The sequence below is a fragment of the Pseudomonas sp. LBUM1661 genome (genome assembly GCF_059695925.1).
Genome location: NZ_CP166794.1, coordinates 5934617 through 5948269 on the forward strand (window position 1 = coordinate 5934617; position 13653 = coordinate 5948269).

A 13653-nucleotide genomic window follows, 5' to 3' on the forward strand; every position below is an offset into this window, starting at 1 on the left:
CCCCTAAAGCGGGTGTTTCAAGCAAGATCTGTTTTGCTGATTTACACTGCCTTCACCAACCTCATCTGTAATAAGGAATCAACCTATGGGCGTGATAAGTGAGTTCAAGGCCTTCGCGGTCAAAGGCAACGTGGTCGACATGGCCGTGGGTATCATCATCGGCGCCGCCTTCGGCAAGATCGTTTCGTCGTTTGTCGGCGACGTCATCATGCCGCCCATTGGCTTGCTGATCGGTGGGGTGGACTTCAGCGACCTGGCCATTACGCTCAAGGCGGCTGATGGCAACGTCCCGGCGGTGGTGCTGGCGTACGGCAAATTCATCCAGAGCATGATCGACTTCATCATCGTCGCCTTCGCGATCTTCATGGGCGTCAAAGCCATCAACCGCCTGAAGCGCGAAGAAGCCGTTGCGCCAACCCTGCCGCCGGTTCCGACCAAGGAAGAAGAGCTGCTGGGTGAGATCCGCGACCTGCTCAAGGCCCAGAACAACCGGCCTGAGTGACGTGTTGCATTCAAAAACGGCGCCTTCACGCAGTTAAGGAAATGTGTAGGGGCGAGCCTGCTCGCGATGGACCTGAGGGCGACGTATTTAGCCAGCAAACACGCGTTATCATTGACGTCCATCGCGAGCAAGCTCGCTCCTAAAAGGGTCAGCGTTTCCTTAACTGACTGGGCCTACGCGCTTTACCAGTAGTTTTCCACCGCCACTTGCCCGGGCCGTCGAGTGAGGCTCAAGTTCATATCCCGCTGTTTGAGCAACTTGCGCGTGTCATCGATCATTTGTGGATTGCCGCACAGCATGACCCGCGAGTGTTCGGCGGTCAGCGCCACGCCGGCTGCCCGCTCCAGCTCGCCACTTTCTATAAGCGCGGTAATCCGGCCATTCAGGGTTCCAGGATGCTGCTCACGCGTCACGGTAGCGATGAACTGCAGCTTGTGGGCGTACTCTTCCAGGTAATCGCGCTGCGCCAGCCCTGCAATCAACTCCTGATAGGCCAGCTCCCGCGCTTCGCGCACGCTGTACACCAGAATGATTCGCTCGAATTTTTCCCAGACCTCGAAGTCCTGCAGGATCGACAGAAACGGCGCCACTCCAGTGCCCGTGGACAACAGCCAGAGGTCACGTCCGTCGATAAAGCGATCAAGCGTCAGGTAACCAACGGCCTGACGCTCGACCAGCAGTGTATCGCCAACTTCCAGCCGGCTCAGCTCGCTGGTGAACTCGCCCCCCGGCACCACAATAGAGAAGAACTCAAGGAATTCGTCATGGGGCGACGACACCATAGAATAAGCCCGCCAGACCGTGCTGCCGTCAGCTTTGGTCACGCCCAACCGGGCGAATTGCCCTGCGCGAAATCGAAAACCTGGATCCCGGGTGGTGCGCAGGGTGAACAGGCTCGGGGTCAATGGCTGGACATCGAGCAAGGTCTGGCGAGTGAATTTTTCTGCACTGGCGGTCATGGGTCGCTCCCTTCAACAGATAGCCACAGTGTCCCGCAAAGCAGGCGACGTAAACACCGGTGATTTGTAGTGGCTTTAGTGTGTGTAGATAAAGTCCTACTTGGTTCGCACCCTTCCCAATTACAACTCAGCAATTAACGAACCTGTACAACCACCTTCATTACATGTCACTTGCTATCTCAATACGTTACAACGTTTAAGAACTAGATATGCACTTCGTCACATTGGCAAGAGCAAAAAAGTCAAAGCACAACAGTAGGAATTATCCTACACTCGTTGCGTGCCGGATCTTGGATCCAAAAAGCACCCTGAGGCAAAAATGGAGAAACGCGATGGAGATGTGGAAGGAATCTCAACTAAAACAATTAGCTCACGCAAAGGAAATCGACACTGCCTATAAAATAGCACTCAACTTTGTTAAGAACCTTGGTTACAAATTTTGTGCCTTTTCAACAAGTTCACGTACAAGCGAGACCGGCTGCAGCAGCGTTAACCTGAACAATTTCCCGCTTGACTGGAATACGCAATATGAAAAAAACAACGCTACCGCGATAGACCCGATAGTGGCGCACTGCAATCACTCCATGTTGCCCATACTTTGGAGCGAAGCGCTGTTTGCCAAGACGCCATGGCTCTGGAAATCGCTGCAACAGCAAGGATTGCAGCATGGCTGGTCGCAATCGATCCATGATGAACACAGCGGTTTGAGCAGCATCTTGAGCCTGGCCAGAAGTCATTGCCCGATCACGGCCTATGAGCTGTATGAAAACCTCGGCTTCACGGTATTCATCAGCCACCACCTGCATGCCCTGGCGATGCAAGCTCAACCGCAAAGACCGCCTCGCCCCCAGGCACCGCATTTATCACCACGGGAAATCGAGGTATTACAACTGTCGGCCGATGGCAAGACAGCGTACGAAGTCGCCAGAATCCTGTGCCTGAGCGAACGCACGGTACATTTCCACGTACACAGTGCAATCGAGAAATTCGGCGTCAACAACAAGATGGCGGCGGTGATCGCTGCGGCCAGGTTCCATTTCCTCTGAAAGCGCTCGGTTCCAACAGGAAAACCTGCGGGTAATCCAATCGAAAAAAACGTACCATTTGCGATCATTCCTGAGTGATGACGTGTGAGACACCACGTCGCAGTCCACTCGGACGGTCCCGCCCGCTACAACGCCCCCGGGCTGCGGGACACCTGTTTATTTTCCAGAGCCCCCGCCCCATGCCCCTGCTCGAAACGCCCTTCGCCCAACTCGACCTGATCCGCCAGCCCGACCAGCCGAACGAACCGCTGCAAGCCTTCGATGCGGCGGACGAATACCTGCTCTGTCACCTGGCCGCACAGCAACCGGCGGCGGACACCCGAGTGTTGGTGCTCAACGACAGTTTTGGTGCCTTGGCGGCGAGTTTGGCAGGCAAGGTCCGGGTGATCAGCAGCGGCGACTCGTTCCTGGCCCTTCAAGGGCTGGAAAAGAACCTTATCCGCAACGGCCTGGCGTTTGATGCCGTGCCTGGCGTACCGGCCAGCGAAGCCTTGGTCGGGCCGTTCGATCGTGTGTTGATCCGGGTGCCGAAAACCCTGGCGCTGCTGGAAGAACAACTGATCCGCCTGCAAGGCCAATTGGCGCCGGACGCTCAGGTGATTGCCGCCGCGATGGTCAAGCATCTGCCGCGCGCGGCCGGGGATTTGCTGGAGCGCTACATCGGTCCGGTACAGGCTTCATTGGCGGTAAAAAAGGCGCGGCTGTTGATCGCCACACCAGAAGCCAAAGCACCCGCCACGTCACCCTATCCAACCCGCTATCGTCTCGACGAGCCAGCGATCGAACTGCTCAACCACGCCAATGTGTTCTGCCGCGAAGGCCTGGATATCGGCACGCGGGCGTTTCTCCCGCACTTGCCGAAGAACCTTGGCGCGGCGCGGGTCGCCGACCTCGGTTGCGGCAACGGTGTCCTGGCCATCGCCAGTGCCCTGCAAAACCCTGAGGCGCACTACACGCTGGTGGACGAGTCGTTCATGGCCGTGCAATCGGCGGCCGAAAACTGGCGTGCGGCGCTGGGTGAGCGGGACGTTATCGTGCGTGCCGGCGATGGCCTGGCGGGTCAGGAGCCTCAGTCTCTGGACGTGGTGCTGTGCAACCCGCCGTTTCACCAGCAACAGGTGGTGGGCGATTTCCTGGCCTGGCGCATGTTCCAGCAAGCCCGGGAAGCGCTGGTGGTGGGCGGCGCGTTGTACATCGTCGGCAACCGTCATCTGGGTTATCACAGCAAGCTTGCACGGTTATTCCGTGGCGTCGAACAAGTGGCTGCCACGCCCAAGTTCGTCATTCTTAAAGCACGCAAATAATCCCAGGCAAAAAAAAACCCTCCAGCGCAGGAGGGTTGTAAATCCGTGCCCAAAGGCATCGGGATGGGATCAGTGGGTGGACAGGCCCGCGGCGTTCATGAACATACGCATCAGGCTCGCGACGATAAACAGCGCCACGACGCTGCCGGTCCAGATCATTGCCAGCCAGCCGAGTCGCTGCCAGAGCGGCTTTTTTTCGGCTTCTTCAATGTCGTGCAAGGTGTGTTTGTTGGTCATTGCTTCGCTCCTCCTTCAGATCGACGGCGCCGCTGCCGGCGCCATCACGGGCAAGCCCGTTCCCACAGGTTTGGGGAGTCTAGTGGTAACCGTCTTCATGGGTAACCTTGCCGCGGAACACGTAGTAGCTCCAGAAGGTGTAACCCAGGATGAACGGGATGATGAACAGCGTGCCCACGAGCATGAAGCCCTGGCTCTGCGGTGGCGCGGCGGCGTCCCAGATCGAGATCGACGGCGGCACGATGTTCGGCCACAGGCTGATGCCCAGGCCACTGTAGCCGAGGAAGATCAGCACCAGCGTCAGCAGGAACGGCGTGTAGTGTGCATTGCGAGCCACGGCGCGGATCAGTCCGTACATGGTGACCAACACCAGAATCGGCACCGGCAGGAACCAGAACAGGTTGGGCAAAGTGAACCAGCGCGCCGCGATCTCGGCATGGGCCAGCGGGGTCCAGATGCTGACGATACCGATCACCGCCAACACCACGAATGCCAATGGCCGCGCCAGGTCATGCATCTGCGCCTGCAACTTGCCCTCGGTTTTCATGATCAGCCAGGTGCAACCGAGCAGCGCATACGCCACCACCAGCGCGATGCCGCAGAACAGCGTGAAGGGTGTCAGCCAGTCCAGTGATCCACCGGCAAACTGGCGATTGACCACCGGCAACCCATCGATGAACGCACCCAGCGCCACGCCCTGGAAGAACGTTGCTGCCACCGAGCCGCCGATGAAGGCCTTGTCCCACAGGTGACGCTTGTCGTCCTTGGCCTTGAAGCGGAACTCGAACGCCACGCCGCGAAAAATCAGCCCGATCAGCATGAAGATCAGCGGCAGGTACAACGCCGACAGCACCACCGAATAGGCCAACGGGAAGGCGCCGAACAACGCGGCGCCACCGAGCACCAGCCAGGTTTCGTTACCGTCCCAGACCGGGGCGACGGTGTTCATCATGACGTCGCGGTCGCTTTTGCCCGGAATGAACGGGAAGAGAATCCCGATGCCGAGGTCAAAACCATCCATGACCACGTACATCATGATGCCGAAGATGATGATCACGGCCCAGATCAGCGGAAGATCAATACCCATGATTCAAATCTCCTTGGTCACGGTGGGGTCGGCATCGGCGTGATCGTCGTCGGCAGCGGACAACGGACGGGCCGGCGTACGCTTCTGCCCGGGACCACCCTCGTTGGTTTCCTTGCCTTCGTCGATCTTCGGCCCTTTGCGCACCAAACGCATCATGTAGCCAAGACCGGCACCGAACAGCGCGAAATACACCACGACGAACAGGACCAACGTGATGCTCATCTGCATGAAGCTGTGATTGGAGGACGCATCCGCCGTGCGCATCAAACCGTAGACCACCCACGGCTGACGGCCGATTTCAGTGGTAAACCAACCGGCGAGGATCGCGATCAGGCCGGACGGCCCCATCCACAACGCCAGGTACAGGAACGGACGCGAGGTATACAACCTGTCGCGCTTGCGCAGCCACAGGCTCCACAAACCGGTGAAGATCATCAGGAAGCCCAGGCCGACCATGATCCGGAACGACCAGAACACGATGGTTGAATTCGGCCGGTCTTCCGGCGGAAACTCCTTGAGCGCCGGCACCTGTTTGTCCAGGGAGTGCGTCAGGATCAGGCTGCCCAGGTACGGAATCTCGACGGCGAATTTGGTCCGTTCTTCTTTCATGTCCGGCCAGCCGAACAGGATCAGCGGCGTCGCCTCATCCCCTTTGTTTTCCCAGTGACCTTCGATCGCGGCGATTTTCGCCGGCTGATGCTCAAGCGTATTGAGGCCGTGGAAGTCACCGATGACGGCCTGGATCGGTGCGACGATCAAGGCCATCCACATCGCCATCGAGAGCATGGTGCGGATCGCCGGGTTGTCCTTGCCGCGCAGCAAATGCCAGGCTGCCGAGGAACCGACGAAGAATGCCGTGGCCACGAACGCCGCGGTCGCCATGTGCATCAAGCGGTACGGGAACGACGGGTTGAAGATCACCGCCAGCCAGTCCACCGGAATGACTTGGCCGTTGACGATTTCGTAGCCCTGTGGGGTCTGCATCCAGCTGTTGGAGGCGAGAATCCAGAAGGTCGAAATCAGGGTGCCGATGGCCACCATGACCGTAGCGAAGAAATGCAGATTGCGCCCGACCTTGTTCCAGCCGAACAGCATGACGCCAAGGAAACCGGCTTCGAGGAAGAAGGCGGTGAGTACTTCATAGGTCAGCAACGGCCCGGTCACGGAACCGGCGAAGTCCGAGAAGCGGCTCCAGTTGGTGCCGAACTGATAGGCCATGACCAGCCCGGAGACCACCCCCATGCCGAAGTTGACGGCAAAGATCTTCGACCAGAAGTGGTACAGATCGCGGTAAGTGTCGTTATGGGTTTTCAGCCACAAGCCTTCGAGCACCGCCAGGTAACTCGCCAGGCCGATGGTGATGGCCGGGAACAGGATGTGGAACGAGATGGTGAACGCGAACTGAATTCGGGCGAGATCGAGCGCCTCCAAACCGAACATAAGTCTTCCTCTGTCAGGTAATACCGGCTGGAGGGCTTGTGGCCCTACACCCACGGCCCCCACGGATATGGAGTGTGGCGAATTTGAATTCGTTCTTTTTTTACAATCATCACAACGTAGGGAATCTGGCCATCTGGCCACCGGATCAATTGCGCCAAGCGTCTTGATCTGGATCAAGCAACGCTAAAAGAGTAGTCGCATTTCAGGCGATGGACGGTGTGGTCTTTTGCCGCGTGACAGGTTGCCTCAGTAGCCTGGTCATAAGCAGCAACACATTCCCTGTGGGAGCGGGCTTGCCCGCGAAAGCGGTGTGTCAGGCACATTGATATCGACTGATCCGCCGCTATCGCGGGCAAGCCCGCTCCCACAGGGGACTCTCGTGTTTTCAGATCGATGTCTTGCTAACTAAATTTTCCTTCACCGTAACTTCTGGTTACAGCTTGGTGATAACCTCGACCTTCCCCTCGCTCAAGACCTGCTTCCAGATGCCCAGCCTAGCGCCCTTGCTGTTACGTCATCACCGTCCTTTCATCGCGTTCTGGCTGGCTCGGGTGTTCACCGCCAGCGGTTTTCAGATGCTCACCGTGGCCATCGGCTGGAACCTGTATCAGCTGACCGGCAACGTGCTGGATCTGGGCCTGGTCGGTCTGGTCGAGTTCGCCCCGCGCGTGCTGTTCATGCTGCACACCGGGCACGTCGCGGACCGTTATGACCGGCGCAAAGTCGCGGCCATCTGCCAGTCCCTGCAAGCGTTGATCGCCCTGGCGTTGGCCATTGGCAGCGCCACCGACCATGTCACCCGCGAAATGATCTTCATCCTCGCGTTCCTGCTCGGTGCCGCCCGCTCCTTCGAGATGCCGACCACCCAAGCGTTGCTGCCGAGCATCGTGCCCAGCGCGCTGTTTCCCCGCGCCGTCGCCGCCGCACAATCGGCTCAGCAATCGGCGACGATTGTCGCGCCGGCGCTCGGCGGTTTGCTCTATGCGTTCGGCAGCGTCTGGGTCTATGGCCCGACGGTGATCCTGTACGTCATCGCCTGTTCCCTGATGCTCAACCTCCCCGCCCGGCAAACGCCGCTGAACAAGGGCAAGGCGACCCTGGATTCATTGCTGGCGGGGATCCGTTTCATTCGCAGTCGTCCGGACATTCTCGGGGCGATCTCGCTGGACCTGTTTGCCGTATTGCTCGGCGGCGCCACGGCGTTGCTGCCCGTGTTTGCCAAGGACATTTTGCTGACCGGCCCCTGGGGATTGGGCCTGCTGCGTTCGGCACCGGCGGTCGGCGCACTGCTGATGTCGCTGTACCTCGCGCGGTTTGCCGTGGAGCGCAAAGTGGGACGGGTGATGTTCACCGCCGTGGGCATCTTCGGTGTCGCGACCATCGCCTTCGGGCTGTCGACCTCGTTCTGGTTTTCCCTCGCGGTGCTGGTGGTACTGGGCGCGGCGGACATGATCAGCATGGTGATCCGCGCGTCCTTCGTGCAACTGGAAACCCCGGACGAAATGCGCGGCCGGGTCAGCGCCGTGAACGGGTTGTTCATCGGCGCTTCGAACCAGTTGGGCGAATTCGAATCCGGCCTGACCGCTCACTGGTTCGGCACCGTGCCGGCGGTAGTCATGGGTGGCATCGGCACGCTGGTGGTGACCGGGGCGTGGATCAAACTGTTCCCGACCCTGGCCAGCCGCGACCGCATGCATGTGCCGGTGGAGGAAGCCAGGGTCTAAAGCAGTTTGTCCAGGGTGATGGGGAAGTCCCGCACCCGTTTCCCGGTGGCGTGATAAATGGCATTGGCCACCGCCGCCGCGACCCCGACGATGCCGATTTCGCCCACGCCCTTGGAACCCAGCGCATTGACGATTGCGTCGTGTTCTTCGACAAACAGCACGTCAATGTCGCCGATGTCAGCGTTTACCGGAAAGTGGTATTCGGCCAGGCTGTGATTCATGTAGCGGCCCAGCGAATGGTCGATCTGGGTTTCTTCGTGCAGCGCCATGCCAATGCCCCAAACCACACCGCCGAGGATCTGACTACGAGCCATTTTCGGATTGACCACTCGGCCCGCCGCGATGGCGCTGACCACTCGGCTGACCTTCACCGAACCCAGATCCTCGTCCACCAATACCTCGACGAACACTGCCGAATGAGTCGCGGTGGCATAGGCTTCGCGTTTCTTGTCAGGCTCGGCGTCCACCTGAACATCGAGCGTTTTTTCGCCGCTGGCTCGGACCAGTTCAGCCAAGGACACCCGTGCATCTCCGAAAGACAGATGCCCTTCATCAAAATCGGCTTGCTCCGAAGTCACTCCACTGAATGGCGGATGGGTCTGCCGCGCGACCGCGAGCAGTTTTTCCTTTAAAGCCTCGCAGGCCTGTTGGACGGCGGTGCCGACCGACGAAACGGTGAACGACCCGCCTTGCAACGGCGCGGTCGGTAATGAAGAATCCCCCAGGATAAAAGTGACGTTCTTCAGCGAAACCCCCGACGCTTGAGCGGCAATTTGGGTCATTACCGTGTAGGTTCCAGTTCCGATGTCTGTCGTCGCGCTGCTGACCGTCAGTTTGCCGTTGTGATCGAGGCTGGCTCTGGCGCTGGCCTTCTGTTGCATCGCCTCCCAGACGCCACCGGCCATGCCCCAACCGACTAATTGCCGACCCCGGCGCATGCTGCGGGGTTCAGCATTGCGTTTTTCCCAGCCGAAGCGTTTCGCGCCTTGGGCGTAACACTCGCGCAGCTCCTTGCTGGAATACGGTTTGTCTTCGTTCTGATTGCGTTCGGTATAGTTGATCAAGCGCAACTGCACCGGGTCGATCGCCAGCGCGCAGGCCAGTTCGTCCATCGCACATTCGAGGCCGATCAACCCCATCGCCGCGCCGGGGGCACGCATGTCCAATGGCGTGTAAACGTCCAGCGGCAGCAATTTGTAGGTGAGTCGAATGTTGTCGCAGTGGTAGAGCATGCCGCTCCACTCCACCACATGTTCGGTGAAGTCCTCGAAACGCGAGGTCTGGCCGATAGCGGTATGAGCGACCGCCAACAGACGACCATTGGCTGCGGCGCCCAATTGCAGACGCTGCAAGGTGCGAGGCCGATAGCCGAACGTGAACATCTGCTGGCGCGTAAGGCTCACCCGCACCGAACGCTTGAGTGCCAGAGCCGCCATCACCGCCAGTGGTAGCTGATACTGCGGGCGAAGACCTGAGCCGAATGCACCGCCCACATAAGCGGCGAAAATTCTGACCTGCTCTTTCTCCAGACCGAATACCTTCTGCACATAAGACTGACAATTCTGCGTGCCCTGGGTTTTATCATGGATGTGCAAGCCGCCATCAGCCTGATACAGCACTGTGCTGGCGTGAGGTTCCATCGGGTTATGGTGCTCGATCGGCGTGCTGTAGTTCAGATCCAGGCTCATGGCCGCGCCGGCAAACTCAGCCTGAAAATTCCCACGCGGTTTGGGCAATTCGGCGGGGGCCGGGTGGGCTTCACCTTGCATCAATAAGAGATCGGTCTGATGAGCCTCTGTCTCGTATTCAATCTTTATCAACGAACCTGCATAGCGCGCCACTTCAAGATTGTCCGCAACGACCAGTGCCAACGGCTGACCGCTGTATAGGACACGGTCGTTGTACAACGGGCGAAACGGCGAGCCTTCGGCCGAATCGGCGTCATCATAATCGCTGTCGTAACTGGCGATCTTCGGCCGGCTCGTATGATCGATCACAGCGACCACACCCGGCAGGACCAAGGCTTTCGACGCATCAATGCTGATGACCCGACCGCAAGCGATACTGCTGGAAACCACGCTGCCGTGAAGCAGCCCTTCCTCGGGAAACTCTCCGGCATAACGGGCCTGGCCGGTCACCTTGAGCTGACCGTCGACCCGATCCAGCGGTTGGCCCAAAGGCTTGGTGAAAGTATTCATCAGGCTTGGCCTCCCAGCGCAGCATCGCTCAGCGCGCGGACGATGGCGCGGCGCGCCAGTTTGACTTTAAAAGCGTTGTGTTCGAGAGGTTCGGCGTTTTGCAGCAACGCATCCGCGGCCGCGTTGAAGGTTTCGCGGCTGACTGCCTTGCCGACCAGCCAGCGCTCCATTGCCTTGTCGCGCCAAGGTTTGTGGGCCACTCCACCAAGGGCCAGCCGCGCCTCGCGAATGATCGGCCCGTTTACGTCGAGCGCCGCAGCCACTGAGACCAATGCAAAAGCATAAGAAGCTCGATCACGAATTTTCAGATAATGACTGTGCTCGGCAAAACCGCTGGCGGGCAGTTCGATGGCGGTGATCAGTTCATCGTCGGCCAATTGGTTGTCACGCTCGGGGGTATCGCCAGGTAAACGATGGAAATCGGCAAACTCAATGGCCCGCGCGCCGCCACGGCCTTGCACGTGGACTACCGCCTCCAGAGCCGCCAAGGCAACACACATGTCGGATGGATGAGTGGCGACGCACTGCGCACTGGTGCCGAAGATGGCGTGGATGCGGTTCAGGCCGTCCCGCGCCGGACAACCGCTTCCGGGCTCGCGTTTGTTGCACGGCACGCTGGCGTCGTAAAAGTAGTAGCAGCGAGTGCGTTGCAACAGGTTGCCGCCAGTGCTGGCCATATTGCGCAGTTGCGGCGAAGCGCCCTCCAGGATTGCCTGAGACAACAGTGGGTAGCGCTGTTCGATCAGCGGGTGCCAGGCCAGGTCCGCGTTGCTGACCAGAGCGCCGATCATCACCCCCCCCCTGGCGGTTTCGGTAACTTCGCGTAGAGGCAGACCCGTGATGTCGATCAAGTGCTCGGGACGGGTGACATTTTCCTTCATCAAATCCAGCAGGTTCGTACCGCCGGCAATAAACCGCGACGCCGGGGTGGCGAGATGAACCGCATCTTGCACAGAATCGGGTTTGCTGTAATGGAAAGGGTTCATTGGCCACCCCCTTGGCCGAGACGTTGGCGGCAAGCAGGAAGGGCCTCTTCAATAGCATCGCGAATATTGCTGTAGGCACCGCATCGGCAAAGATTGCCGCTCATCAACTCCTGAATCTGCTCGGTGGTTTGCGCCCGGCCTTCATTGACCAGCCCCACCGCCGAGCAGATCTGACCCGGTGTGCAGTAACCGCATTGAAAGGCATCGTGCTTGATAAAGGCCTGCTGCATCGGGTGCAGTTCATCACCGCTGGCCATGCCTTCGATCGTGGTCAATTCGGCACCGTCGCACATCACCGCCAGTGTCAGGCAGGCATTCACTCGTTTGCCATTGAGCAACACTGTGCAAGCGCCACACTGACCGTGATCGCACCCTTTTTTCGTGCCGATCAGGTCCAGTTGCTCTCGCAGCAGGTCCAGCAGCGTGGTCCAGGGCCACACCTCTAGCTGACATTCCTGACCATTGATATTCAGGCCAAGCGGATGGCGGACGAATGGCGGCTGCGCAACGTCGGGAGTGGTAGCGCTCATAAACACCTCACGATTGGTCGTATGTTCGCGGCGTTTCGGCAAACCGCCGTCATAAGGAGTACGACTTCGGGGTGGCGTGAGCGTTCAAGGGCATTGATCGGCCTGGAAAACGCCGAATATTGCACCAAGCACAAATTTGCCGGCCTGGTGCAATGCATAGATAGAGCATGAATGCGTAATGTATTGCCCGATCTGGGCATTAGCGTCACAAAACTGGCTCGGCACCTTGGGTTTGCACGCCCGCATCTATCGAGAGTGCTGCACGGCCACGCACCGATCAGTCCGGACCTGGCGGTACATCTGGAGCGTGCTGGAATTGGCAAGGCCCGGATGTGGTTAGGCGTTCAGACCGACTACGACCTCTGGCAAGCGGAGCACCGTGAGCAACCGTTCATCGAACCTATCGCCGCCCACGCCTGACATTTTCTAAACCACCAACTCCCCCGCCACCGCCGTTCGCGTGGCTTTGCCGCAAAGGTGCTCCACCAGCGCCAACGCAAATGGCAGAGCCGCCCCCGAGCCTTGGGCGGTGATGCAGTTGCCGTCGACCACCACTGGTTGGTCGACGAAGTTGCACCCCGACAGTTGATGGCTGGCCGATGGCAGGCAGGTCATGCGCCGCTGTCGCAGTACGCCAAAGGCTTGCAGCGCCAGCGCCGGAGCCTCGGCGATGCCGGCGAACAGGCGCCCGGCCGCCGCCTGATCCTTGATCAATTGTTGCAAGGGTTGATGGGAGGCCAGATGTTGTGCGCCGACGGCACCACCCGGCAGGACGATCAGGTCAAACGGCTGCGCCAGTAAATCCACCAGCATCGCATCGGCGGTCAGTCGGGTGCCGCGGGCACAGGTGATCATGCGCCGCCCCTCGATGCTGGCCGCCACCACTTCAACCTTGGCGCGGCGCAACACATCGATCAGGGTCGCTGTTTGCAAGTCATCGATGCCCTCGGCAAGGGTAATCAGGGCTCTAAAAGTCATGGGCTCAGTCCACAGAATGATCTTTAAAGCGTAGTCAGCTTTCCTGACCCTCGTTCGAGCCTGCCGTTACTTGATGTAAAGCTGCGTCGACATCGTATTGCCCGGCGCGTTGATCGAGGTGTTGCTGAAGGTGAAGGTGCCTTCCTGTTTGCCCGCCAGATTAAAGATGTACAGATAGCCGACGACTTTCGTCCGTTCGGAGCAGTCAGTCAGGTTGCCATTAGCGAACGCGCAGACTTTGGTCCGGGTGCCGTCCACTTCAAAACCATCCAGCGCGACCTGCGGCTGGCGTCCATAGCCAACCTCCAGCACGTAGACCTTTATATTCGGGCCGCTGTGATTGCAGCGCGTCTGCGCTTGCCCCTCGGCAATATCTTCAAAGCCGCAGCCCGGTGATTCGACCTTGAGCACTTTCACCTGAGTCAACGGTGGTGCCGAGGCCGCCGAGGCGGTTTGCGCTCCCAGGAACAAGGCCATCGTCATTGCGAACACACCCGTCAGACGCTTTTTAATGCAATGCATACGTACCCCCAAAGCCAGCGCGCAGTATGGCTCACTTGGCTTTAGCGCAAAACATCGACGACGATCGCAGCCATAAGCAGCCACAGCCCCACGCTGCTGGTATGATGCGCGGCTTTTTCCGACCCACAGAAAATTACCAG

14 protein-coding genes are annotated in these 13653 nt (G+C 59.2%); 5 read left to right on the plus strand and 9 right to left on the minus strand.

The features are described 5' to 3' along the window. Positions 1-85 precede the first annotated feature (85 nt). A complete protein-coding gene (gene mscL, locus ACA057_RS27230; RefSeq protein ID WP_497343812.1) occupies positions 86-502 on the plus strand; it encodes a large-conductance mechanosensitive channel protein MscL in 417 nt (138 codons plus the stop codon). Positions 503-684: 182 nt separating this feature from the next. Here the strand turns inward: mscL and ACA057_RS27235 are convergent, their stop codons facing one another. Next, positions 685-1461 (minus strand): ferredoxin--NADP reductase, encoded by a 777-nt coding sequence (locus ACA057_RS27235; protein ID WP_497343814.1) that lies wholly within the window; start codon positions 1459-1461, stop codon positions 685-687. Positions 1462-1793: 332 nt separating this feature from the next. Here ACA057_RS27235 and ACA057_RS27240 point away from each other — a divergent pair, with 332 nt between their 5' ends. Both ACA057_RS27240 and ACA057_RS27245 read left to right on the plus strand, forming a co-directional pair. After that, positions 1794-2507, plus strand: a complete 714-nt coding sequence (locus ACA057_RS27240; RefSeq protein ID WP_497343816.1) for an autoinducer binding domain-containing protein — start codon at positions 1794-1796, stop codon at positions 2505-2507. A 179-nt stretch (positions 2508-2686) separates the two neighbouring features. Continuing rightward, positions 2687-3811 (plus strand): methyltransferase, encoded by a 1125-nt coding sequence (locus ACA057_RS27245; RefSeq protein WP_497343818.1) that lies wholly within the window; start codon positions 2687-2689, stop codon positions 3809-3811. Positions 3812-3880: 69 nt separating this feature from the next. On the opposite strand, the gene ACA057_RS27250 is transcribed toward ACA057_RS27245, so the two are convergent. The 3 genes from ACA057_RS27250 to ACA057_RS27260 form a co-directional block, all read right to left on the minus strand. Further along, entirely contained in the window at positions 3881-4048 is a 168-nt protein-coding gene (locus tag ACA057_RS27250; protein ID WP_497343820.1) for a DUF2474 domain-containing protein, read from the minus strand. Between the two features lie 79 nt (positions 4049-4127). Then, positions 4128-5135, minus strand: coding sequence for a cytochrome d ubiquinol oxidase subunit II (gene cydB, locus ACA057_RS27255; RefSeq protein WP_497343822.1), 1008 nt, complete (start codon positions 5133-5135; stop codon positions 4128-4130). Between the two features lie 3 nt (positions 5136-5138). After that, a complete protein-coding gene (locus ACA057_RS27260) occupies positions 5139-6575 on the minus strand; it encodes a cytochrome ubiquinol oxidase subunit I (RefSeq protein ID WP_497343824.1) in 1437 nt (478 codons plus the stop codon). Between the two features lie 485 nt (positions 6576-7060). On the opposite strand from ACA057_RS27260, the gene ACA057_RS27265 reads away from it, so the two are divergent. Continuing rightward, positions 7061-8299: an MFS transporter gene (locus ACA057_RS27265; protein ID WP_497343826.1), complete on the plus strand. Its 1239-nt coding sequence runs from the start codon at positions 7061-7063 to the stop codon at positions 8297-8299. On the opposite strand, the gene ACA057_RS27270 is transcribed toward ACA057_RS27265, so the two are convergent. The 3 genes from ACA057_RS27270 to ACA057_RS27280 are packed head-to-tail and all read right to left on the minus strand — an operon-like array spanning position 8296 to position 12013. Continuing rightward, positions 8296-10497, minus strand: coding sequence for a xanthine dehydrogenase family protein molybdopterin-binding subunit (locus tag ACA057_RS27270; RefSeq protein WP_497343828.1), 2202 nt, complete (start codon positions 10495-10497; stop codon positions 8296-8298). The genes ACA057_RS27265 and ACA057_RS27270 overlap by 4 nt on opposite strands. Next, a complete protein-coding gene (locus ACA057_RS27275) occupies positions 10497-11483 on the minus strand; it encodes an FAD binding domain-containing protein (RefSeq protein ID WP_497343830.1) in 987 nt (328 codons plus the stop codon). Before ACA057_RS27275 ends, ACA057_RS27270 begins: the two co-directional genes overlap by 1 nt. Further along, on the minus strand, positions 11480-12013 hold the full coding sequence (locus tag ACA057_RS27280; RefSeq protein WP_497343832.1) for a (2Fe-2S)-binding protein: 534 nt from the start codon (positions 12011-12013) through the stop codon (positions 11480-11482). The genes ACA057_RS27275 and ACA057_RS27280 overlap by 4 nt, the downstream gene beginning before the upstream one ends. Before the next feature lie 171 nt (positions 12014-12184). Between ACA057_RS27280 and ACA057_RS27285 the strand changes: the two genes are divergently transcribed. Then, positions 12185-12433, plus strand: a complete 249-nt coding sequence (locus tag ACA057_RS27285; RefSeq protein ID WP_497343834.1) for a HigA family addiction module antitoxin — start codon at positions 12185-12187, stop codon at positions 12431-12433. A 6-nt stretch (positions 12434-12439) separates the two neighbouring features. On the opposite strand, the gene ACA057_RS27290 is transcribed toward ACA057_RS27285, so the two are convergent. Beyond that, complete coding sequence (locus ACA057_RS27290; protein ID WP_497343836.1) at positions 12440-12991, minus strand: DJ-1 family glyoxalase III; 552 nt, start codon at positions 12989-12991, stop codon at positions 12440-12442. A 66-nt stretch (positions 12992-13057) separates the two neighbouring features. Further along, the gene (locus ACA057_RS27295; RefSeq protein ID WP_497343838.1) at positions 13058-13513 is read right to left on the minus strand and encodes a DUF4879 domain-containing protein; all 456 of its coding nucleotides are present in this window, start codon (positions 13511-13513) and stop codon (positions 13058-13060) included. Between the last annotated feature and the right edge of the window lie 140 nt (positions 13514-13653).

What these genes read in the sequence shown, in the direction of transcription:
- ACA057_RS27235 (WP_497343814.1), bottom strand. Translation starts at nt 1,461, where the DNA reads ATGACCGCCAGTGCAGAAAAATTCACTCGCCAGACCTTGCTCGATGTC.
- ACA057_RS27240 (WP_497343816.1), top strand. Translation starts at nt 1,794, where the DNA reads ATGGAGATGTGGAAGGAATCTCAACTAAAACAATTAGCTCACGCAAAG.
- cydB (WP_497343822.1), bottom strand. Translation starts at nt 5,135, where the DNA reads ATGGGTATTGATCTTCCGCTGATCTGGGCCGTGATCATCATCTTCGGC.
- ACA057_RS27295 (WP_497343838.1), bottom strand. Translation starts at nt 13,513, where the DNA reads ATGCATTGCATTAAAAAGCGTCTGACGGGTGTGTTCGCAATGACGATG.
- ACA057_RS27260 (WP_497343824.1), bottom strand. Translation starts at nt 6,575, where the DNA reads ATGTTCGGTTTGGAGGCGCTCGATCTCGCCCGAATTCAGTTCGCGTTC.
- ACA057_RS27245 (WP_497343818.1), top strand. Translation starts at nt 2,687, where the DNA reads ATGCCCCTGCTCGAAACGCCCTTCGCCCAACTCGACCTGATCCGCCAG.
- mscL (WP_497343812.1), top strand. Translation starts at nt 86, where the DNA reads ATGGGCGTGATAAGTGAGTTCAAGGCCTTCGCGGTCAAAGGCAACGTG.
- ACA057_RS27265 (WP_497343826.1), top strand. Translation starts at nt 7,061, where the DNA reads ATGCCCAGCCTAGCGCCCTTGCTGTTACGTCATCACCGTCCTTTCATC.
- ACA057_RS27275 (WP_497343830.1), bottom strand. Translation starts at nt 11,483, where the DNA reads ATGAACCCTTTCCATTACAGCAAACCCGATTCTGTGCAAGATGCGGTT.
- ACA057_RS27250 (WP_497343820.1), bottom strand. Translation starts at nt 4,048, where the DNA reads ATGACCAACAAACACACCTTGCACGACATTGAAGAAGCCGAAAAAAAG.
- ACA057_RS27280 (WP_497343832.1), bottom strand. Translation starts at nt 12,013, where the DNA reads ATGAGCGCTACCACTCCCGACGTTGCGCAGCCGCCATTCGTCCGCCAT.
- ACA057_RS27270 (WP_497343828.1), bottom strand. Translation starts at nt 10,497, where the DNA reads ATGAATACTTTCACCAAGCCTTTGGGCCAACCGCTGGATCGGGTCGAC.
- ACA057_RS27290 (WP_497343836.1), bottom strand. Translation starts at nt 12,991, where the DNA reads ATGACTTTTAGAGCCCTGATTACCCTTGCCGAGGGCATCGATGACTTG.
- ACA057_RS27285 (WP_497343834.1), top strand. Translation starts at nt 12,185, where the DNA reads ATGCGTAATGTATTGCCCGATCTGGGCATTAGCGTCACAAAACTGGCT.